The 18,953-nt window shown below is 39.3% G+C and carries 20 protein-coding genes and 1 tRNA gene; 2 read left to right on the top strand and 19 right to left on the bottom strand.

The window, feature by feature from the left end; all coding sequences use genetic code 11:
* Positions 1 to 20: 20 nt before the first annotated feature.
* The 15 genes from ezrA to ccpA form a co-directional block, all read right to left on the bottom strand.
* A complete protein-coding gene (ezrA, locus tag ACVRZ8_RS07465; protein ID WP_447448691.1) occupies positions 21 to 1,745 on the bottom strand; it encodes a septation ring formation regulator EzrA in 1,725 nt (574 codons plus the stop codon).
* A 98-nt stretch (positions 1,746 to 1,843) separates the two neighbouring features.
* The gene (gyrB, locus tag ACVRZ8_RS07470) at positions 1,844 to 3,796 is read right to left on the bottom strand and encodes a DNA topoisomerase (ATP-hydrolyzing) subunit B (RefSeq protein WP_447448692.1); all 1,953 of its coding nucleotides are present in this window, start codon (positions 3,794 to 3,796) and stop codon (positions 1,844 to 1,846) included.
* Position 3,797: 1 nt separating this feature from the next.
* Positions 3,798 to 4,358 carry an HAD-IA family hydrolase gene (locus ACVRZ8_RS07475; RefSeq protein ID WP_447448693.1) on the bottom strand — a complete coding sequence of 187 codons (561 nt, stop codon included), beginning with the start codon at positions 4,356 to 4,358 and terminating at the stop codon, positions 3,798 to 3,800.
* A 69-nt stretch (positions 4,359 to 4,427) separates the two neighbouring features.
* Positions 4,428 to 5,123, bottom strand: coding sequence for an LrgB family protein (locus ACVRZ8_RS07480; RefSeq protein ID WP_447448694.1), 696 nt, complete (start codon positions 5,121 to 5,123; stop codon positions 4,428 to 4,430).
* Positions 5,116 to 5,490, bottom strand: coding sequence for a CidA/LrgA family protein (locus ACVRZ8_RS07485; RefSeq protein ID WP_447448695.1), 375 nt, complete (start codon positions 5,488 to 5,490; stop codon positions 5,116 to 5,118). Before ACVRZ8_RS07485 ends, ACVRZ8_RS07480 begins: the two co-directional genes overlap by 8 nt.
* 111 nt (positions 5,491 to 5,601) lie before the next feature.
* A tRNA-Thr gene (locus ACVRZ8_RS07490) sits at positions 5,602 to 5,672 on the bottom strand.
* 62 nt (positions 5,673 to 5,734) lie between these two features.
* On the bottom strand, positions 5,735 to 6,091 hold the full coding sequence (locus tag ACVRZ8_RS07495; protein WP_447448696.1) for an arsenate reductase family protein: 357 nt from the start codon (positions 6,089 to 6,091) through the stop codon (positions 5,735 to 5,737).
* Between the two features lie 12 nt (positions 6,092 to 6,103).
* A complete protein-coding gene (locus tag ACVRZ8_RS07500) occupies positions 6,104 to 6,523 on the bottom strand; it encodes a hypothetical protein (RefSeq protein WP_447448697.1) in 420 nt (139 codons plus the stop codon).
* 96 nt (positions 6,524 to 6,619) lie between these two features.
* A complete protein-coding gene (locus ACVRZ8_RS07505; RefSeq protein WP_447448698.1) occupies positions 6,620 to 7,117 on the bottom strand; it encodes a methylated-DNA--[protein]-cysteine S-methyltransferase in 498 nt (165 codons plus the stop codon).
* Positions 7,118 to 7,193: 76 nt separating this feature from the next.
* Positions 7,194 to 7,418 (bottom strand): DUF6440 family protein, encoded by a 225-nt coding sequence (locus ACVRZ8_RS07510; protein ID WP_447448699.1) that lies wholly within the window; start codon positions 7,416 to 7,418, stop codon positions 7,194 to 7,196.
* An 83-nt stretch (positions 7,419 to 7,501) separates the two neighbouring features.
* Positions 7,502 to 8,680: a phosphoglycerate dehydrogenase gene (locus ACVRZ8_RS07515; protein ID WP_447448700.1), complete on the bottom strand. Its 1,179-nt coding sequence runs from the start codon at positions 8,678 to 8,680 to the stop codon at positions 7,502 to 7,504.
* A gap of 39 nt (positions 8,681 to 8,719) precedes the next feature.
* The gene (locus ACVRZ8_RS07520; RefSeq protein WP_447448701.1) at positions 8,720 to 9,268 is read right to left on the bottom strand and encodes a GNAT family N-acetyltransferase; all 549 of its coding nucleotides are present in this window, start codon (positions 9,266 to 9,268) and stop codon (positions 8,720 to 8,722) included.
* An 80-nt stretch (positions 9,269 to 9,348) separates the two neighbouring features.
* Positions 9,349 to 10,443 carry a 3-phosphoserine/phosphohydroxythreonine transaminase gene (serC, locus tag ACVRZ8_RS07525; protein WP_447448702.1) on the bottom strand — a complete coding sequence of 365 codons (1,095 nt, stop codon included), beginning with the start codon at positions 10,441 to 10,443 and terminating at the stop codon, positions 9,349 to 9,351.
* A gap of 295 nt (positions 10,444 to 10,738) precedes the next feature.
* Positions 10,739 to 11,812, bottom strand: coding sequence for an MmcQ/YjbR family DNA-binding protein (locus tag ACVRZ8_RS07530; RefSeq protein ID WP_447448703.1), 1,074 nt, complete (start codon positions 11,810 to 11,812; stop codon positions 10,739 to 10,741).
* A 139-nt stretch (positions 11,813 to 11,951) separates the two neighbouring features.
* Positions 11,952 to 12,953 (bottom strand): catabolite control protein A, encoded by a 1,002-nt coding sequence (ccpA, locus tag ACVRZ8_RS07535; protein ID WP_447448704.1) that lies wholly within the window; start codon positions 12,951 to 12,953, stop codon positions 11,952 to 11,954.
* Between the two features lie 348 nt (positions 12,954 to 13,301).
* Between ccpA and ACVRZ8_RS07540 the strand changes: the two genes are divergently transcribed.
* The gene (locus ACVRZ8_RS07540) at positions 13,302 to 14,381 is read left to right on the top strand and encodes a M24 family metallopeptidase (protein WP_447448705.1); all 1,080 of its coding nucleotides are present in this window, start codon (positions 13,302 to 13,304) and stop codon (positions 14,379 to 14,381) included.
* Between the two features lie 19 nt (positions 14,382 to 14,400).
* Positions 14,401 to 14,913, top strand: a complete 513-nt coding sequence (locus ACVRZ8_RS07545; protein ID WP_447448730.1) for an NAD(+) diphosphatase — start codon at positions 14,401 to 14,403, stop codon at positions 14,911 to 14,913.
* 264 nt (positions 14,914 to 15,177) lie between these two features.
* Here the strand turns inward: ACVRZ8_RS07545 and ACVRZ8_RS07550 are convergent, their stop codons facing one another.
* From ACVRZ8_RS07550 to ACVRZ8_RS07565, 4 genes are read right to left on the bottom strand one after another with little or no spacing between them, the layout of a single operon-like run.
* Positions 15,178 to 16,245, bottom strand: a complete 1,068-nt coding sequence (locus ACVRZ8_RS07550) for an ABC transporter substrate-binding protein (RefSeq protein WP_447448706.1) — start codon at positions 16,243 to 16,245, stop codon at positions 15,178 to 15,180.
* Positions 16,238 to 17,017, bottom strand: a complete 780-nt coding sequence (locus ACVRZ8_RS07555) for an ABC transporter permease (RefSeq protein ID WP_447448707.1) — start codon at positions 17,015 to 17,017, stop codon at positions 16,238 to 16,240. Before ACVRZ8_RS07555 ends, ACVRZ8_RS07550 begins: the two co-directional genes overlap by 8 nt.
* A complete protein-coding gene (locus tag ACVRZ8_RS07560) occupies positions 17,014 to 17,808 on the bottom strand; it encodes an ABC transporter permease (RefSeq protein ID WP_447448708.1) in 795 nt (264 codons plus the stop codon). Before ACVRZ8_RS07560 ends, ACVRZ8_RS07555 begins: the two co-directional genes overlap by 4 nt.
* Positions 17,792 to 18,946, bottom strand: coding sequence for an ABC transporter ATP-binding protein (locus ACVRZ8_RS07565; RefSeq protein ID WP_447448709.1), 1,155 nt, complete (start codon positions 18,944 to 18,946; stop codon positions 17,792 to 17,794). The genes ACVRZ8_RS07560 and ACVRZ8_RS07565 overlap by 17 nt, the downstream gene beginning before the upstream one ends.
* Between the last annotated feature and the right edge of the window lie 7 nt (positions 18,947 to 18,953).

The raw sequence follows: 18,953 nt of genomic DNA on the forward strand, positions 1-18,953 counted from the left end.
ATTACTCCAAGTTTCTCTTACTATAGCCGAATGCGTTCGCGTGTTTTCTCATAGGAAGACACAAAACGCTCAGTTACGCCTGGCTCTACTGTTTCCAATGAATAAGAAATTTCTTCCAATGAAGCTTCATAGTCATTTTCGACCTCAAACAAATGCAAAGAACGCTCAAAACTGCTCTGAACAGCTGGTTCAAATGAACGATAACGATTTGAATACTGCAGAAGCTGCTCTGTCAAAGTTGCATTTTGAACAACATTATAAGCAGTTTCTTCCAAATGATCCACCGCATGACGAGAGGCTTCTGTTAGACGCATAACAGACTCAATATTAACACGTTTGCGGTTAAGCTCTTCCATGAGAGTTTCCAATTGTGTACTGGTTGAAAAGAAAATACTAAGAAATTCCTGTGGAATCCCTGGCAAATTGCGTTTCTCCATAAAGCGTTTGATCACATGCAGCTTATTGATAAAGACATCCAACTCTTTGCGAGATTCAGAATCATTTTTCTCAACTGCTTTTAGATTTTCAAAAACTTCCAGCTGAGCACTTTCAACAGCAGAGAGGGTCTTTAAACTCTTATCAAACGTTTTCTCAAGTTCAGAAAATGGTTTATCTTGATCATCAAAACCTTCAAGTGTCGGGGTGATAGCCTCCTCAACACCTTTTAAATCGGTCTCAAAACCATGAACTTCTCCTGCATAAGCTTCATCGAAAATATACAGGGCATTAAGACGTTTGATTTCTTCTTGCAGCTGAGCATTGTTTTTCTTTGCATGCTCCAAGTAATCCGGCAAAACTTTTTTATGTTTCAAAACAGCTTTGTTCGCAGCAATCTCACGCTCGAAAATACCATAGAGTTCATCAATTTTTTCTTGAATATCAACGTTTTCATCTTCGGCACGGTCAAGGTCTAACGACACCAATTCAGTTGAATTAGAGCGAATAGCTTCACGAACCTCTTGAAAACGCTGTTCAATATTTTTCTCTGGAAAATGATAATTGTCTTCAAGAAGTTTACGATAGCCTGATTCCAAATCATCCAGCTGATCTGGAAAATCATCTTCCAGTTTAGCCACTATAGCAGGAACTTTTTCTGAAATTTGTCCCAAAGCAATGGTGTGCTCTTCTGCACGATCAAGAATAGCTGCTGCTTCTACAGGATCGCCTGATGAATTGAGGGTTACAAACTCCGAGAATTCTGCTTCTATATTTTTAAGCTGGTTATTAATTTCGGTCATGGTTGTACCAAAATTATCAGCATTCTCCTCAATAGAGCTCTGCAATTCCTCATACAAATCAAGAGCATGTTTAACGCGAGCGCTATTTTTTTCTTCCTGCTCTTTAAGAGTTGAAAGTGCCTCACGAATAGCCTTCATATCTTCTTCAATCAAGCTAAGTTGACTTTCAATGTTCTTGATTTCATTGCCGGCTTTGATGAAATGGAAACTATCGTTAAGATTCTCAGCTTCAAAAATATGATTTTCAATATCAGCAAAAGAATTAGTTGCGATATCAGTCCATTTTTGATTCCATTCACGGAAATTAATCTGACTTTGACCAATCAAATGCAGTTCTTTTACAGCTTCAATTTCATTATTAATCGGCCAATCAAATAAATTTTGCTTGCGTTCTTCAAAATCAGCAATCCGCGAATCATTTCGTTTTCTAATAATAATACCGACTAAGTAGGCTGCAATCACTAAAAGGACTATAGCTACAATCAGTATAACAATTCCGCTAGACATTCGTATCTCCTTAATAGTCTATTATAGTCATAAAGTCATAAATAACAGTACGATTATATCATAGTTATCTTGGCAATGCACCCTTTTGATGAGAATAATTAGATATCTAGGGTACTATAAACTGCATTTTCTTCGATAAATTCGCGCCTAGGCTCAACTTTATCTCCCATAAGCATATCAAAAATTTTATCAGCCTCCGCAGCATCATCCACTGATACACGCGCCATAAGACGATTATTAGGATCCATAGTAGTTTCCCAAAGTTGATGATCATCCATTTCACCAAGCCCTTTATAACGCTGAACAGTCGGTTTGGAACGGCCTGTGCTATATTTTTCAATAGCCAGCCGCAGGTTTTCTTCCTGCTCATTACCCGGCTGAATATATTCTTTCACTTCCGCTCCTACTTTAATACCATAAATAGGCGGCTGAGCAATGTAGACATAGCCTGCTTCAAGAACAGGACGCATAAAGCGATAGATAAGGGTCAGCAAGAGGGTTCGAATATGAGCACCGTCAACATCGGCATCTGTCATGATAACCAATTTTTGATACCGAGCTTTGGAAACGTCAAATTCTGCACCAAAGCCAGTTCCCATAGCTGTGAAGAGACTGCGAATTTCCTCGTTCGCTAAAATTTTATCCATGCTGGCTTTTTCAACATTGAGAATTTTTCCGCGAATAGGCAAGATTGCTTGGAATTCGCGATTACGTCCCGACTTAGCTGAACCTCCAGCAGAATCCCCTTCGACAATGAACAGTTCGTTCATTTGAGCATCATTTGAAGAACAATCAGCTAGTTTACCTGGCAGATTTGAAATTTCAAGACCAGATTTTTTACGTGTTACCTCTCGTGCCCGCTTAGCAGCAATCCGCGCCTTGGAAGCCAGCACACCCTTTTCAACAATCTTTTTAGCAACAGCAGGATTTTCCAATAAGAAGCGGCCAAAGGCTTCACTGAAAAGACGATTAGTGATTTTAACGACTTCTGAATTTCCAAGCTTGGTTTTGGTTTGTCCTTCAAACTGCGGATTAGGATGCTTGACAGAAATAACAGCTGTCAGTCCTTCACGCACATCTTCACCGGTTAAATTATCATCTTTTTCTTTGAGAATTTTATTTTGACGGGCATAATCATTAATGACACGGGTCAGGGCTGTTCGGAAGCCTTGCTCATGCGTTCCACCTTCGTGTGTATGGATATTATTGGCAAAGGACATGACTGTTTCATGGTAACCAGTAGTATACTGCATGGCAACCTCAACAGAAATACCATCTAATTCACCATCTGTATAAATCGGCGTCTCAAAGATAACATCCTTGTTTTCATTGATATATTCAACATAAGAGGTAATCCCGCCTTCATAGTGGAATTCTTTTTTCTGAGCCATTCCTTCACGTTTATCAGTGATAGAAATGCGCAGCCCTTTATTTAAGAAAGCCAACTCTTGAATACGTTTAGCTAATTTGTCAAAATCAAATTCAGTTGTCTCTGTGAAAATTTCTGGATCAGGAGTGAAGTGAACTGTTGTTCCCGTACGATCAGTGTCTCCAATGACTCTAAGATCCGAAACAACAATCCCTCGCTGATATTCTTGGAAGTGGATCTGACCGTTTTTATGAACTTTCACATCCAATTGTGTTGATAAGGCATTTACAACCGAAGAACCCACACCATGGAGTCCTCCAGAAACCTTATAGCCGCCGCCGCCGAATTTTCCTCCGGCATGAAGAACCGTAAAGACTGTCTCAACAGCCGGTCGGCCTGTTTTTTTCTGAATATCAACGGGAATACCACGCCCATCATCAACAACAGTAATGGAATTATCAGCCTCAATATAAACTTGGATATGGGTAGCAAAACCCGCTAAAGCCTCATCAATAGAATTATCAACGATTTCCCAAACCAAGTGGTGAAGGCCTTCCTTAGAGGTTGATCCAATATACATTCCGGGACGCATCCGCACAGCTTCCAGTCCTTCCAAAACTTGAATCTGGCTAGCATCATATTCTTGAGCCTTGGCTTCAAACTCTTTTAAATCATCAGTCATGTTACTTAACTATCTCCGTTAATTTTTTACTGCCGTCCACCATCAGGGTATCTAGCCCTGCTGCCTGACCAGCTTCACTGTCAATTAGCCGGTCTCCAATAACCAGCCCATTTGTAATCTTATATTTTTTAATCAAGTAGTTGATGCTGTCTGGACTTGGCTTTCTAGCAAATCCATTGGCTGCTGTCACCACCTCAGTAAAATAACCATCAATATGAGCAGCCTTAAGAATGCTGCGCACTTGCTTGCCGCGATGGGAAACCAAAAAATTACGACCACCATCAGCAACTATCTGAGCCAAAACCTCAGCCGCACCAGCGAATAAAACTGGCTGAGCTAAATGTTGAGCTTCTTCTTGTCTATAGGCATTTATAAAATCGGGAATATCAGTAGCAAAATAAGCTACTGCAGTATCTGTTGACTCTTTCAATTTATCATAAACAACAGACTGCTCAGCTGTCTTCCCAAATTGAGCTAAGGTCGCGACAAATGCCTGTGTGGACACTTGGTAGTTATCCAGCAAAGTCCCTCCCAAATCCCAGATATAGTCACTATAATTCATAAACTTAATTATACCATAATTTATCCTAATTTTGCTATATTTTCACTATTTTCAAACCAAAAAACAGCCCTATTTTAAAATTAGAGCTGCTATTAAAGGACTAATAAAAACATAAAGGATACCAGTCACAGCAATGGATAGACCAGCCATGGCTCCAGCTATATGACCGTATTTAAAGGCTGCTCCGGTACCTACCGCATGGCCCGTTCCACCCAGAGCAAGTCCTATAACTACAGGATCTTTAATTCCCATCCACCTAAGTAAAACCGGTCCCAAAACAGATGTCAAAATACCTGTAATAACAACTGCCACCAAAGTTACTGTCATAATACCTTGCATCTTTTCAGAAATTCCTACTGCCATTGCTGTTGTGACAGATTTTGGGAAAAGCGAAACTGCTAAAAAATAATCCAATCCAAATATTTTAGCCAGTAAAGCAGTGTAGACTGTATTAACCAGACAGGCTGCCGTGCTCCCCAAAAGAATACTTTTATAATGATGTCTAAGAAGGGGAAGGTTTTTGTAAAGAGGAATAGCTAATGCAACAGTAGACGGTACAATCAAACTGTTAAGGTAGGAACCGCCTATATAGTAATCATCATAGGAAATTCCTGACAAAGTCAGAAAAACGATAATCATACCTGTTGCAAGCAGCAAAGGGGTTGTTATAGGATGAGGAAAGCGCCTAAAAATTAACAAGCCTAAAGTATAAGCCAAGACAGAAACTGTCAGTCCAAAAAGAGGATTACTGTAAATATCACTCATGAGGTTTCTCCCCAAAATCTCCTTCAAAATGTTTCTTAACAAAAGCAACGACCAAAGCGATGGTTACAATATTAAGTGCCAAAGCTCCCAAAATGATTAGTGCAATTGGAAACAAATAAGATGAAATATCGTCCCAGCGCTCCATAATACCGACTCCGGCTGGCAAAAAAAGAATCGTCATATTGGCCAGTAAAAATTGAGCCACAGCATTAATGTGACGAAGCCTTAAGAGTTTAAAATAAAGGGCTAAAAAAAGCAAGAAAAGTCCAATGATACTGCCAGGTATGGGCAGGTTAAAAAATGTTGACAAAACCTCGCCTATAAGGGCAAAAAGACAAATCAACATAAATTGGACATAATATTTCATTGAAAATCTCCTCACAAAGGGCTTTTCTTATTAGTCTACTCCTTCTGCTGATAATTTCAAGTCTTTTTCAAAAAAAATCCAGCCATTTTCATGACTGGAATCGTAAACAGATGCCACCACCGAGAATCGAACTCGGAACGGAGCATTACCATTGCTCTATTATACCATTTAACTATAGCGGCAACCATTTAATAATAGCATAGCCTAAAGGAGATTGCAAGAACAAAATTCACTTTTTGAAAAGTCAATCCAATCCCAGACTGGCATAAGACTTGCGGTAACCAATTTGAATTAGCTTCCCGTCCTTAATTAAGATTGGACGTTTGATAAGCATACCATCAGATGCTAAGAGGGCCACTGCTTCATCCACAGATAAGCTCGGCAATTTTTCTTTAAGATCTAAAGTTCGGTAAGACTGACCGCTAGTGTTAAAAAAAGCTTTTAATTCAAGTCCCGATTCGTTTAAAAGTGTCTGTAAAGAGGCAGCCTTAGGCGGAGTTGCTTTGATGTCAATAGCTTCAAAATCAAGTCCCAAATCCGTCAGTTCCTTTTTGGCTTTACGGCAAGTTGTGCATTTGGGATATTCATAAAATGTATACATAAATCTTCTCCTCTAGTAGTTAAATTTCTTATACTTTATGTTCAAAGATTGGAGCCAGTTCTGAAATTCTATAACATCCCCAACAATAAAGGAACCTTTCAAAATCGGAATAAACAGTTTTCCTTTGAAGCGCAAAATAAACATATCTTCACATTCTAAAATGGCTGTGATATCCTGAAATGAGATGCTTAAGGCTTTTTCTTGATTTTTATAAGTTACAATCTGAGATGAGTTTCTTTCAAAATGGTAAGCCAATCTGGGAATACTCCCTTGATACAGTACCTTAACTCTCTCTTTTTCAACATTGATAGATCGCTTCATTAACCAATAGAGAAATATCATATAAAAGACAATAGCACACGGAAATAATAGATAAAGCCAGTTCCCTGTCCATAAAGCGGCCAGAGTCCCTGCAATAGCTATAAAAGGCATGAGAAAAAATCAATCTTTTGTACATTGATAGCCCGAACATATTTTTTCATAATTTTTTCAATTAAGTCAAAACTGTAGTCATATTCGTTGATAAATTTATTCATTCTCTCCACCTTTATGGGTTTCATGCTCCAAAAGCCAGATTTTGCGCTCAAGGCCGCCAGCATATCCTGTCAACTTTCCATCTGCCCCTAACACTCGATGGCAAGGAACGATAATAGACAGTGGATTTTTTCCAACGGCTCCGCCGATTGCCTGCGCAGACTTGCACTTTAAAGAATCAGCCAACTGACCGTAAGTCACCGTCTGTCCATAGGGAACTTCTGCTAACGCCGCCCAAACTTTATGCTGAAAATCTGTCCCAGTAGGAGTCAAAACCAAATCGGAAAGATCAGGGTTTTGAGCTGCAAAATAGGCTGTCAGCCAAGACTTGGCTCGGTCAAGCATATCATTGGACTGCACAGCTATTTCTCTATCCTCATAACCGCGCAGCTCGTATTTTTGACCTGCAAAATAAACACCTAGAAGTCCTGCATCATCCGCCAATAAAATCATCTGACCCAAAGGTGAATTGTAAAACTGTTTTCTTAACATAAAGCCATTATACCAAAGAGTGTTAAGAATGGTAAGGAAAAAGCAAGGAAAATAACTGCCTTACTTTAAGTCTCTACTAGAGTTTGCCTTCCTTCCACAGCTGATTAATTTTTGGTTTACCCTCAGCGTCTAGAAGGGGAGTAAATGATGACGATGATGTAATACCGCCATTAACAAGGTATTCAACTCCTGTTTCTTTGTCTACAATAAATTGAAAAAGTTGATATTTATTATTAAAGTTCAGTCCCCAAAAACGTTCTGCGAGTTCCTTTTTGTATGTTTGCAGCTCTTGTTTATCCATTGATTGCAGCCTCCTAAATTATTTTTTTCATTGTAACAAATTTCAAGAAAAAAAGCAGAAGGTAACCTTCTGCTCATTAACTATTATTTTCCTTTAATTAGGCGCACACGAACAATATTATCATTGGTTTCAAATTTTGCGACTAAGTCATCAATCTTAGACTTATCTGTTTCATCAAGATCTAAAATAGTATAGGCATAGTCACCTTTTGAACGATTGAGGATATTGTCAATATTAATATTAGCATCAGATACCAAAGTTGAAATACGAGCCACAATATTTGGTACATTTTTATTAATCAGAGTAATACGGAAAGGGGCATCTAAAGCTTGGTGCATATTAGGGAAGTTAACTGAATGGGTGATTTCCCCTGTTTCCATAAACTGACGAATTTCCTGACTGGCCATGATAGCACAGTTAAGCTCAGCTTCTTCTGTTGAACCGCCGACATGTGGAAAAACTGTAATCCCCTCTTTATTAAGCAGCTCCTCAGTCCCAAAGTCAGTAATATAGCGTTTAACAACACCAGTCTCAATAGCATCAAAGAGCGCAGCATTGTCAACCAATTCTGCACGGGCAAAATTGATGATAGTCGTTCCTTTTTGCATAAGAGCAAAGGCTTCTTCATTAAATGTTCCTTTGGTATCATCTGTCAAAGGAACATGAATGGTAATGTAATCACAGTTAGTGAAAATTTCCTTTAATTCCTTAACGCGTCTAACATGATGTGAGATATTCCAAGCGGCATCAATAGAAACATAAGGATCGTAACCAAATACAGTCATACCTAAGCGGCGAGCATCATTAGCAATACGAGAACCTATAGCTCCAAGTCCAATTACACCAAGACTTTTTCCACGTACTTCTGTTCCTGCAAATTGTTTTTTACCAGCCTCAACCTGCTTAGGGACATCAGCTCCTGAGAGAGTATTTGTCCAAGCATTGGCTGAAATATAGTCCCGTGCTGATAGCAGAATAGATGCTATAACAGCCTCTTTTACTGCATTGGCATTGGCACCAGGTGTGTTGAACACCACAATCCCAGCTTCTGATGCCTTGTCAATAGGAATATTATTAGTTCCAGCACCTGCACGGGCAATGGCTTTTAAATTAGAGGGAAATGCCGCATCATGAAGATTTTGACTGCGAATAATATAAGCATCCGGATTATCGGCCAAATCACCATCAATCTGGAAATTATTCCCCAATTCTTTCAAACCAATTTGATTAATATTGTTATACGTTTTTACACTAAATACCATATTTTTTTACCAGTAAAGCCTCTTCTCAGGCCTCTTTCTTTAGTTAATTTCTGATTCTGCAACTTCTTGATAGAAGGCTTTTTCGTGTTTTGTCTTAATTTTTTGGTAGGCTAAGCGTTCACCATCAATAGGAACCTTACCACAGTAGACATACCCCAACTTCTCAAGAATATGTTGCATAATTTTATTTGCCTCATGTGTGTCACAGCGAAAATCATGAGCATTTTGACCTTCAATCAACCCCTGCAAAAAGGTCTGTGCAACCTTTTGCCCAGAGAAATCTGACAAGACTGCAAGACGGTGAAAGGTAATATAACGATGATTATGATGTATCCAATCCCCATCGTAAATCTTATCGTAAGCAGTTTCCCCACTGTCAATCACTGCAGCATAGGCCACAATCTGACCGTCAAGAAGCGCAACATAGCCCCATCCTTGCAGAATATCGTTGAAAATGTCGTTTTCACTGGGATAGCCGCTCTCATTCTGCCATTGACTACTGCCTGATTCAGCCAAAAACTTCCTAGCTGAGTCAATAACCTCCATAACAGGGGCAATTTCATTTGGAAAAGCTTGTCTAATTTCCATTTTCTACCTGTTCCTATCCAATTGGCGAAAGTCCCTATTTCTACCAATAAGTCTTTGTCAATAAGTACGGAAGTCTGACATTATTTGTTTTCTGCTTCAAATTTTGCCATAAAGTCAATGAGATCCAGCACACCTTGGCGTGGGAAAGCATTGTAAAGACTGGCACGCATGCCGCCAACAGAGCGATGGCCCTTGATATTTTTGAAGCCAAGAGCATCTGCTTCTTTGACAAATTTAGCATCCAAGTCTTTGCTTGGTGTGACAAATGGGATATTGGCAACCGAGCGATCTTTAGCAAATTTGACAGGGCTTGTGTAAAATTCTGATTGCTCAATGAAGTCATAGAGCAGACCCGATTTTTCACGGTTGATAGCTTCCATCTTATCAACACCGCCAATGTTATTTTTGACCCAGTCAAAAACCAATTTTGAAATATAGATATTATAAGCTGGTGGTGTGTTGTAAAGAGAACCTGCTTCTGCTTGGATGCGGTAATCAAGCATAGCCGACAGCTGCGGCTCGTCATTCAAGAAATCATCACGCACGATAACGACAGTCACACCAGCAGGACCGATATTCTTTTGCGCACCAGCATAAATTAGAGCAAAGTCTTCAACATTGTAACGTGCAGCTAAGATATTTGATGACATATCTGCCACGATTGGCACACCATTGGTATCAGGAAGATCATAGATTGATGTTCCTTCAATGGTATTGTTGGTCGTGATATGAACATAAGCTGCATTTGGATCAATAGCTGTTGCATCAAACTCTGGAATATGGTCATAGGTTGTATCCTCTGACGAAGCCAAGAGAATTGGTTCAAAAGGAATTGTCTTTGATAGTTTAACCGCCTCTGTGTAAGCTTTTTTACCCCAAGAACCGCCAACAAGGTAGTAGGCTTTCTTTCCTTGTGCAAGATTGAGCGGCACCATGGTAAACTGTAGCGAAGCTCCTCCTTGTAAAAACATGACCTTATAATTATCTGGAATAGCCATCAATTCGCGTAAGGTCTTCTCTGCATCTTTAATGATTTTGTCAAATTCTGGAGATCGATGGGACATTTCTAGCACGGACATACCGGATCCTTGATAATCAAGCATTTCATCACGTGCTGTTTCAAGCACCGGTTTGGGCAAGGTAGCAGGTCCTGCTGAGAAATTGTAAATGGTCATAATGACACCTCCAAAATAAAATTACCCCTATTATATCACAATTTTCTGACAATGGTAAAGCTCATCCAGCTGATTTTGTGAATCTTTTCGCAAGAAAAATCTAATTGAAAGTTCTAAAATGAAGTTAGCCACTTAAGGGTATTAAAAAACACCTCAGAGAGATATAATTGTCATCACAACAACAACAATTATAAAGACTCTGAGATGCAAGTTTATTATACACCAAAAGGGAAATAGTTGACACTAGCTGACCATCGAAATATTGAACGGTGGCTAAAATCATGTCAAAAAAGCTTTAACAATCATCTGACAGCAGTGTTTTTACTTTTTCTATCAAGGCATCGGTCATGCGACGGGGACCGCGAATATTAGTGACACCATTTTCTTTAAGACAATCCCTGCTCAACAGCTCATCATCTAAAGTCTTCAGCAGTTTCAGACGCATTCTATTCTTGCTTCCATTTTTATCGCTGTAAGCATCATTAGTAATATCTGCATCTAAAACATAACAAAGGTAGCGGAGCGACTTGATTGGTGCTGTCATGTAAATCCCTACATAATCCCCTTTTTTAATTCTAGCTTTTTGTGTCCATAAAATCTCTTTTGAGGCTGCAAACTCTGCATCAATATCATAATAGTTAAGATTAGCTGGAATAATCCAATACTGGGGCTGACCAGACAGTCTATCATTTATTAGAGCAACTAGCTGACGACTTTTCGAGACTAATCCCCAGAGCTCTTCATCGGAGAGACTGTCGTCTAAAACAACCGAAACCCAAGATTTTTTATTCATATGATAACTAGGATAGATACCATCTTTTTTTAATAGATCCGAAAGTTTATCTGGTCCAACCTTGAGGTTTATCACTTCTGTTTGCTGCTCTGCCATTTCCCCATCAAAATCAGCCAGCTTCCCCTTAGCCAATGGAAAAATCAGCGCATACCACTTGCCGCCAACACGGTAAGAAACGTAGTCAGGGTACCTTTCAAATGGGTGATCATAGACATCTCCCCACTCATCTGCGATACGGCTAACTAGACGGTTAGTCTGTCCTTTGGAAAATGGCTGTGCTGTAAAACAGCTAGTGGCAATCTGTTGCAAAAGATTAGAATAAGCATCGCGAACCTGTCCTACAAAAGTGCCCACTGCCTGAGAGGAACGAAAAATTTCGTAGGGCTCACCGAGATCTTTATCAATGATCTGCCCGCTGACTTCGCCTTTTTCATCTACTCTCAGCCTTACTTCAAAAATTCCTTCCATCAAATCCTGTTGATAAATTAAAGAGGTCTCCTCTTCCGTAAAACCAAATTCAAGCAGACGCTTTTTGTCTGCTTTTCTTTTTATAAAATAGTCCTTTTCAAATGTCATTATTTTTACTTCCAATCAACTGCTGCGGTAAACATTAGCTATCTGATGCGAAAAGAGGCAGGACCTAAGTGAACTGCACCCCAATCGTTAGGTTGATTGTCTAACTTTTGGGGTGCCGTTCATAAGTCCAACCTCTTTTTCATTTGGTTGATTGACGCAGACTAAGACCATGGTTGAGAAAGACATCCTTTTCTTCCAATTCTTCCTTGTTCATGATTTTAGTCAGCATGCGCATGCTGACAGCTCCGAGATCATAAAGCGGCTGACTGATTGAGCTGAGATTAGGACGCGTATAACTGGTAATCGGTGAATCATTGCTGGTTATGATTTCAAAATCTTCCGGCACTGACTTACCAGCAGCAAAGAGTCCATTCAAGAGGCCTGCTGCTAATTCATCCTCGCCAACATAGGCAGCCGTCGCACCTGAATTGAGAACGCGTTCAGCCATGTCAAAACCATCTTGATAGCTGTATTTCGCTTCAAAAACCAGACCTTCGTTGTAGCTGAGCTGATTTTCTTCGAGGCCTGCCTTATAGCCTGCCAGACGGACTTTACCATTAATATCATCAATTAGAGGGCCAGAGACAAATGCAATTTTCTCGTGGCGTTTAGCCAGAGTATCAACGACATCTTTAGTAGCTGATTTGTAATCTATATTAACGCTGGGAATTTGATCTTCTAAATCAACCGTTCCTGCCAAAACAACTGGTGTACGTGAACGTGAAAACTCCGCACGAATCTTTTCAGTCAAATGGTAACCCATGAAGATAATACCATCAACTTGTTTCGCAAAGAGTGTGTTAATGACATTAATTTCCTTATCATCGTCTTCATCACTTGAAGCCAAAACGATATTATACTTGTACATGGCGGCAATATCGTCAATCCCTTTAGCCAAAGCTGAAAAATAGCTGTTAGCAATATTTGGAATAACGACACCAACTGTTGTCGTTTTCTTGCTGGCAAGACCACGTGCTACAGCATTGGGACGATAATCTAAACGGTCAATAACTTCCAGAACCCTTTTACGAGTGTTTTCTTTAACATTTTTATTACCATTTACAACACGGGATACCGTCGCCATGGAAACACCAGCTTCTCTGGCAACATCATAAATAGTAATCGTATCATCTGTATTCATGATTAGCATCTTCCTTTCTAATTTAACAATTACATTCTCGCATTTTATTATAACAAAAATTGAAAACACTTTCAAATATTTCGACTTTTTTTAGATAAAAACTTGAAAGGGGTTTAGAAAGCTTTATCAAAATGATGGAAACAATTTCAAGTTTTTTCGTTTTTCACAATAGCAAAGCAGCCAAACAGATTGGCTGCAATCACCTGAGCTGGTATTATTTTATTTGTTCAGAAAAAATAAATGGTTTTCAGAAAATTTTCTTTATCGCTTAAATAGTCAAATTTGAGCTTGCAATTTCGAGGGAAAAGTGACAGAATGAAAGTCATCATATCTTATAAGGAGAATATCATGCCCAAACTTGATCATATCCGCTCTTACCTTGATAAAAATGAGTCGCATCTCGCTATTTTTTCTGACCCCGTAACCGTTAATTATTTAACCGGCTTTTATTGCGACCCGCACGAGCGTCAGATGTTCCTCTTTGTCTATAGCGATCGTTCACCTCTTCTTTTTGTCCCAACCATTGAAGTTGCTCATGCGAACGCTATGCTTGATATGCCAGTCTTTGGTTACTTGGACTCTGAAAATCCTTGGCAGAAACTTAAAACCATTCTTCCTGACACTAACAGCGATAAGATTTTTGTTGAATTTAACCATCTTAATATTACTAAGTTTCAAGGCTTGCAGACGGTTTTTGAAGGACATTTTGAAAATCTAACACCGTTTGTTCAGCAAATGCGTCTCATCAAATCACAAGATGAAATTGATAAAATGATTGTCGCTGGCAAGTTTGCAGATAAAGCTGTCCAGGCAGGATTTAACAGCATTTCGCTCAATGTGACTGAAACGGATATTATCGCACAGATTGAATTTGAAATGAAAAAACAAGGCATTTCCAAAATGAGTTTTGATACCATGGTTTTAACAGGCAGCAATGCGGCCGATCCTCACGGACTTCCCGGAACAAATCACATTGAAAATAATGCCTTGCTCCTGTTTGACCTTGGAGTGGTTTCAAACGGATACACCTCAGATATGACACGAACAGTCGCTGTCGGACAGCCCGATCAATTTAAAAAAGATATTTATGAGATTTGCTTGGAGGCACAATTAACAGCACAGAACTTTATCAAGCCCGGTGTAACAGCTGCCCAAATTGATACTGCCGCTAGAAGTGTCATTGAAAAAGCGGGGTACGGTGACTATTTCAACCACCGTCTGGGGCACGGTCTTGGAATGGATGTTCATGAATTTCCATCTATTATGGCAGGAAATGATTTGATTATTGAAGAAGGCATGTGCTTTTCTGTCGAGCCGGGTATCTATATTCCTGGCAAAGTTGGCGTACGAATTGAAGACTGCGGTTATGTTACTAAAAATGGCTTTGAAGTTTTCACTGAGACACCAAAAGAATTGCTATATTTTTAGAATAGCTGCCTTGACAAAAATGAATGAGGAAGAACAAGTGACCTACCACAAAATGACTTACTGCTCTGATTGCGGGACAAAGCTAACTGATAAATTTTTAGAACATGAGGGCATCATTCCCTTTTGTCCTCAGTGTCAGTCTTTTTGTTTTCCTGTTTTCAATACAGCTATCAGTGCCATTCTTTTTAACGAAAATCATGATAAGGTTCTCCTAATCAAACAGTACGGTATGTCTGAACACATTTTGGTGGCTGGTTATGTCAGTCAAGGGGAAAATTTAGAAGATACTGTACGTCGGGAAATCCAAGAAGAGCTAAATTTAGAAGTCAGCAGCCTAGCTTTCAATGCCAGCCATTATTATCAGCGCAGCAATTCGCTAATGGTAAATTTTGCAGTGACCGTTACGGGTCAGCTGTGTCCTAATCATGAAATTGATGACTGGGACTGGTTCAGCATTGAAGCAGCAAAAAGAGCCATAAAAACTGGCTCTTTAGCTGAAAAATTTCTTCTGAATTATCTAAATAAAATATAACAGCTGATTGAGTTTAATCGCCACAGCAAAGCAAGTGACATAATAACATTTAAGCTGAGTAAAAAGCATTCCAAGAAGGAAATGCTTTTTTACTTTTGATTATTTAAAGTCTCTGTTGTATTTATTTTCGGTAATAAATCCAGCAGCATTAGGCCATTTTAGACTTGAAGCCAGACTTTGTAATGTCCTTCTACTATCTTGAACACGCTTTTTGACTAGGCAATATTTTGCAGCCTTGATGCAAAGAGCTATCCTTTTTGGGGATTATTTTTGATACATTTTGACTTGCAGATAGAGATCATTGTAAATGCCCAGCCATTCAGATCCTAAATTATTGTAGACTTCTAAGTTGGCAATAGTCTCATCATTTGGATAAAAGGCAGTATCATTTTTAATAGCGTCTGGAAGCAAAGTTTTAGCTACGGTATTAGGGGTTGAGTAGCCAATATACTGGGCATTTTGCGCAGCATTTTCAGGTTTCAGCATAAAGTTAATAAAGGCATATGCTTCATTAATATGCTTAGCTGTTTTTGGAATGACAAGATTATCAAACCAAAGATTAGAACCTTCACTTGGAACAAAATAGGCAAGATCAGAATTGCTATTAAGCATCTCACTGGCTTCACCAGAAAAGGTCACGCCAATGGCAGCATCACCCTGAATCATATAACCCTTCATCTCATCTCCAACAATAGCTTTGATGTTGGGCGTTAAGCCATTAAGCTTATCTTTAGCTTTTTCAAGTTCTTCCATATTTTTTGTGTTAAGGCTGTAGCCCAAAGAATTCAGAGCCATTCCCATGACTTCACGCGCACCGTCAACCATCATAATTTGGTTGCGATAATCGCTAGACCAAAGGTCATTCCAATGCTGCGGAGCTTTTTCCACCATCGTTTTATTATAAACAATGCCTACTGTTCCCCAGAAATAAGGGATGGAATAGTCATTCCCAGGATCAAAGCTGCGCCCTAAAAATTCATTCCCAATGTTATCAAGGCCTGTAATTTTAGACTTATCCAGTTTGATGAGAAGATCTTCATCAATCATCTTATCAATGGTGTAGTCAGATGGGACAGCAATATCATAAGTTGTTCCGCCCTGCTTAATTTTGGTATACATAGCTTCATTGGAATCAAAGGTTTCATACTGAACTTTAATACCCGTTTCCTTAGTGAATTGGGTCAAAAGAGCTGGATCAATATAATCACCCCAGTTGTAAATGACCAATTTATCCGAGGCCGAACCAGACTGACTTTCCATATAAAACGCGATTCCCCAGAGAATTAGAATAATGGCAATGATGCCGCTTAAAAAAGAATAAAGTCTACGCATCTTGCCCTTCCTTCCTATCTGTTGATATAAAATAATAGCCAACAACTAAGAGAACAGAAAATAAGAAAACAACCGTTGAAAGTGCATTAATATCAAGAGAAATCCCTCGACGGGCACGTGAATAAATTTCAACAGACAGCGTTGAAAATCCATTCCCTGTTACAAAGAAGGTCACAGCAAAATCATCCAGCGAGTAGGTGAAAGCCATAAAATAACCAGCAATAATCCCAGGCGTCAGATAAGGCAACATAACTTCTCGCAACATTTGAAAACGTGTTGCACCTAAGTCGTAGGCTGCGTTTACCATATCCACATTCATTTCCTTAAGCCTTGGCAAAACCATCAAAACCACTATAGGAATAGAAAAGGCAATATGGCTGAGAAGAACTGAGACGAAGCCCAGTTGAAAACCAATTATTGTGAAAAAAATCAGAAAACTAGCCCCAATCATAACATCAGGCGCCACCATTAGAACATTATTCAGCGACAGAATGCGATTTTGTAACCTGCGCCGGCTGTCATGGATAAAGATAGCTCCAAATGTCCCAATAATAGTTGCACAAAGCGAGCTTAGAAAAGCTAGCAAAAAAGTCTGAACTAAGATTAACATGAGACGGCTGTCTGAAAACATCGTGATATAATTAGCAAAAGTAAATCCTGTAAATGCATTCATATCACCGCCGCTATTAAAGGAATAGACAATCAGATAAAAAATCGGAAGGTAAAGAATCAGAAAAACAAGTCCTAAATAAATCCGTGCTATTTTTTTCATGAACGTCTCTCCTTTGTCAGCCACATGGTGACCAGCATGGCAGCAATAAGAACAACACCAATGGTTGCACCCATGCCCCAATTTTGTGTTGTCAAAAAATGCTGTTCAATAGCCGTTCCCAAAGTAATGACCCGATTACCGCCAATCAGACGTGTCAGCATAAAAAGACTGAGACTGGGAATAAAAACCGACTGTACACCAGAGCGCACACCATTTAAAGACAAGGGGAAGACCACCTTGGTAAAAGTCTGCCAGTCACTAGCTCCTAAATCTCTGCTGGCATTGATAAGATTTTTATCAATATCATCCAGCGCATTAAAAATCGGCAAAATCATAAAAGGAATCTCAATGTAGCTAGCTACAAAAATAAAAGAGAAATCTGTGAAAAGAATCTGCTGCGGAGCTATTCCGAAAAAGCCCAAAAAGCTGTTGATACCGCCCTTTTGACCAAAAATTCCCATAAAAGCGTAAGCTTTCAACAAAAGATTAATCCAAGTTGGCAAAACCACTAACATAAGCCAAAGCTGCTTATGTTTAAGCTGAGTGAGAATAAAAGCTACCGGATAACTAATCAGAAGCGTTACCAAAGTAATGACAGCTGCGTAGAAAATCGAATTAACGCTCATTTTGAGGTAAGTCCAGCTAGAAAAGAAAGTAGCATAATTATCAAAAGTCATCTGCCCTTTAACATCAAAAAAGGACTTGTAAAGCAAAAAAGCAACAGGTGCTATAACAAAAAGCACAATCCAGAGCAGATAAGGCAGCGAAAAAAGACTAGCGTTTTTCCTCATGACGCTCCTCCTCAATGGCATTAATCAAGCCGTCCTCATGTTCTTCGACATCCACGTACTCTTCAAGACGTGCATCAAATTCTGCCTCAGTCTCATTAAGACGCATGATGTGAATATCTTCTGGTGTAAAATCAAGACCGATAATCTCACCTTCAATGGCCTTACGAGTGGAATGAATTAACCATTCATTGTTTAGCTCATCATGGGCAATAATTTCGTAATGAACTCCGCGAAAGAGCTGTGTTTCTACTTTAACTTGCAGCTTCCCTTCTTCTGGCAAGGTGATTTGCAAATCTTCGGGACGAATAACGACTTCCACTGCTTCATTGGGACGCATACCGCCATCAACCGCTTCAAAACGTTTACCGTTAAATTCTACCAGATAATCTTCAACCATAATACCTGGCAGAATGTTGGATTCCCCAATAAAAGTGGCAACAAAATGGTTAATAGGTTCGTCATAAATATCAACCGGTGTCCCTGATTGAACAATTTCACCATCATTCATGACAAAAATCCAATCAGACATAGCTAGCGCTTCTTCTTGATCATGCGTGACAAAAACAAAAGTAATGCCCAGACGCTGCTGCAAGTCGCGCAGTTCATACTGCATTTGCGTTCGCAGCTTCAAGTCTAGTGCTGACAATGGTTCGTCAAGCAGAACCAGACGAGGCTGATTGATAATAGCGCGGGCGATAGCGACACGCTGGCGCTGACCGCCAGATAATTTCTGAATGGAGCGTTTTTGATAACCATCTAGCTGCACCATTTTGAGTGCTTCTGTCACACGTTCTTTGATTTCTGTTTTGGGAACCTTTTTCAATTTTAAAGCAAAAGCCACATTATCAAAAACATTCATATGCGGAAAAAGGGCATACGATTGAAAAACGGTATGAACATCACGTTTATTGATGGGAACATCATTAATTCGTTTTCCATCAAGCAAAACATCTCCAGACGTAGCTTCCAAAAGCCCAGCAATGATATTGAGAATAGTTGATTTCCCTGAACCAGAAGCTCCTAAAAGTGTATAGAATTTCCCTTCTTCCAATTCAAAATTGATATTTTTTAAAACCTGTGTGCCATTGTCTTCAAAGACTTTTGACACATTCCGAAAGGCAATAATTGCGTTAGTCAATGGACAT

This window comes from Streptococcus dentiloxodontae (genome assembly GCF_053206925.1).

Excerpts from the sequence above, each read along its gene's own strand:
- ccpA (WP_447448704.1), bottom strand. The coding sequence starts at position 12,953 with ATGAATACAGATGATACGATTACTATTTATGATGTTGCCAGAGAAGCT.
- ACVRZ8_RS07505 (WP_447448698.1), bottom strand. The coding sequence starts at position 7,117 with ATGTTAAGAAAACAGTTTTACAATTCACCTTTGGGTCAGATGATTTTA.
- ACVRZ8_RS07530 (WP_447448703.1), bottom strand. The coding sequence starts at position 11,812 with ATGACATTTGAAAAGGACTATTTTATAAAAAGAAAAGCAGACAAAAAG.
- ACVRZ8_RS07485 (WP_447448695.1), bottom strand. The coding sequence starts at position 5,490 with ATGAAATATTATGTCCAATTTATGTTGATTTGTCTTTTTGCCCTTATA.
- ACVRZ8_RS07510 (WP_447448699.1), bottom strand. The coding sequence starts at position 7,418 with ATGGATAAACAAGAGCTGCAAACATACAAAAAGGAACTCGCAGAACGT.
- ACVRZ8_RS07500 (WP_447448697.1), bottom strand. The coding sequence starts at position 6,523 with ATGCCTTTTATAGCTATTGCAGGGACTCTGGCCGCTTTATGGACAGGG.
- ACVRZ8_RS07555 (WP_447448707.1), bottom strand. The coding sequence starts at position 17,017 with ATGAAAAAAATAGCACGGATTTATTTAGGACTTGTTTTTCTGATTCTT.
- ACVRZ8_RS07520 (WP_447448701.1), bottom strand. The coding sequence starts at position 9,268 with ATGGAAATTAGACAAGCTTTTCCAAATGAAATTGCCCCTGTTATGGAG.
- ACVRZ8_RS07540 (WP_447448705.1), top strand. The coding sequence starts at position 13,302 with ATGCCCAAACTTGATCATATCCGCTCTTACCTTGATAAAAATGAGTCG.
- ezrA (WP_447448691.1), bottom strand. The coding sequence starts at position 1,745 with ATGTCTAGCGGAATTGTTATACTGATTGTAGCTATAGTCCTTTTAGTG.
- ACVRZ8_RS07480 (WP_447448694.1), bottom strand. The coding sequence starts at position 5,123 with ATGAGTGATATTTACAGTAATCCTCTTTTTGGACTGACAGTTTCTGTC.
- ACVRZ8_RS07550 (WP_447448706.1), bottom strand. The coding sequence starts at position 16,245 with ATGCGTAGACTTTATTCTTTTTTAAGCGGCATCATTGCCATTATTCTA.
- gyrB (WP_447448692.1), bottom strand. The coding sequence starts at position 3,796 with ATGACTGATGATTTAAAAGAGTTTGAAGCCAAGGCTCAAGAATATGAT.
- ACVRZ8_RS07475 (WP_447448693.1), bottom strand. The coding sequence starts at position 4,358 with ATGAATTATAGTGACTATATCTGGGATTTGGGAGGGACTTTGCTGGAT.
- serC (WP_447448702.1), bottom strand. The coding sequence starts at position 10,443 with ATGACCATTTACAATTTCTCAGCAGGACCTGCTACCTTGCCCAAACCG.
- ACVRZ8_RS07560 (WP_447448708.1), bottom strand. The coding sequence starts at position 17,808 with ATGAGGAAAAACGCTAGTCTTTTTTCGCTGCCTTATCTGCTCTGGATT.
- ACVRZ8_RS07545 (WP_447448730.1), top strand. The coding sequence starts at position 14,401 with ATGAATGAGGAAGAACAAGTGACCTACCACAAAATGACTTACTGCTCT.
- ACVRZ8_RS07515 (WP_447448700.1), bottom strand. The coding sequence starts at position 8,680 with ATGGTATTTAGTGTAAAAACGTATAACAATATTAATCAAATTGGTTTG.
- ACVRZ8_RS07495 (WP_447448696.1), bottom strand. The coding sequence starts at position 6,091 with ATGTATACATTTTATGAATATCCCAAATGCACAACTTGCCGTAAAGCC.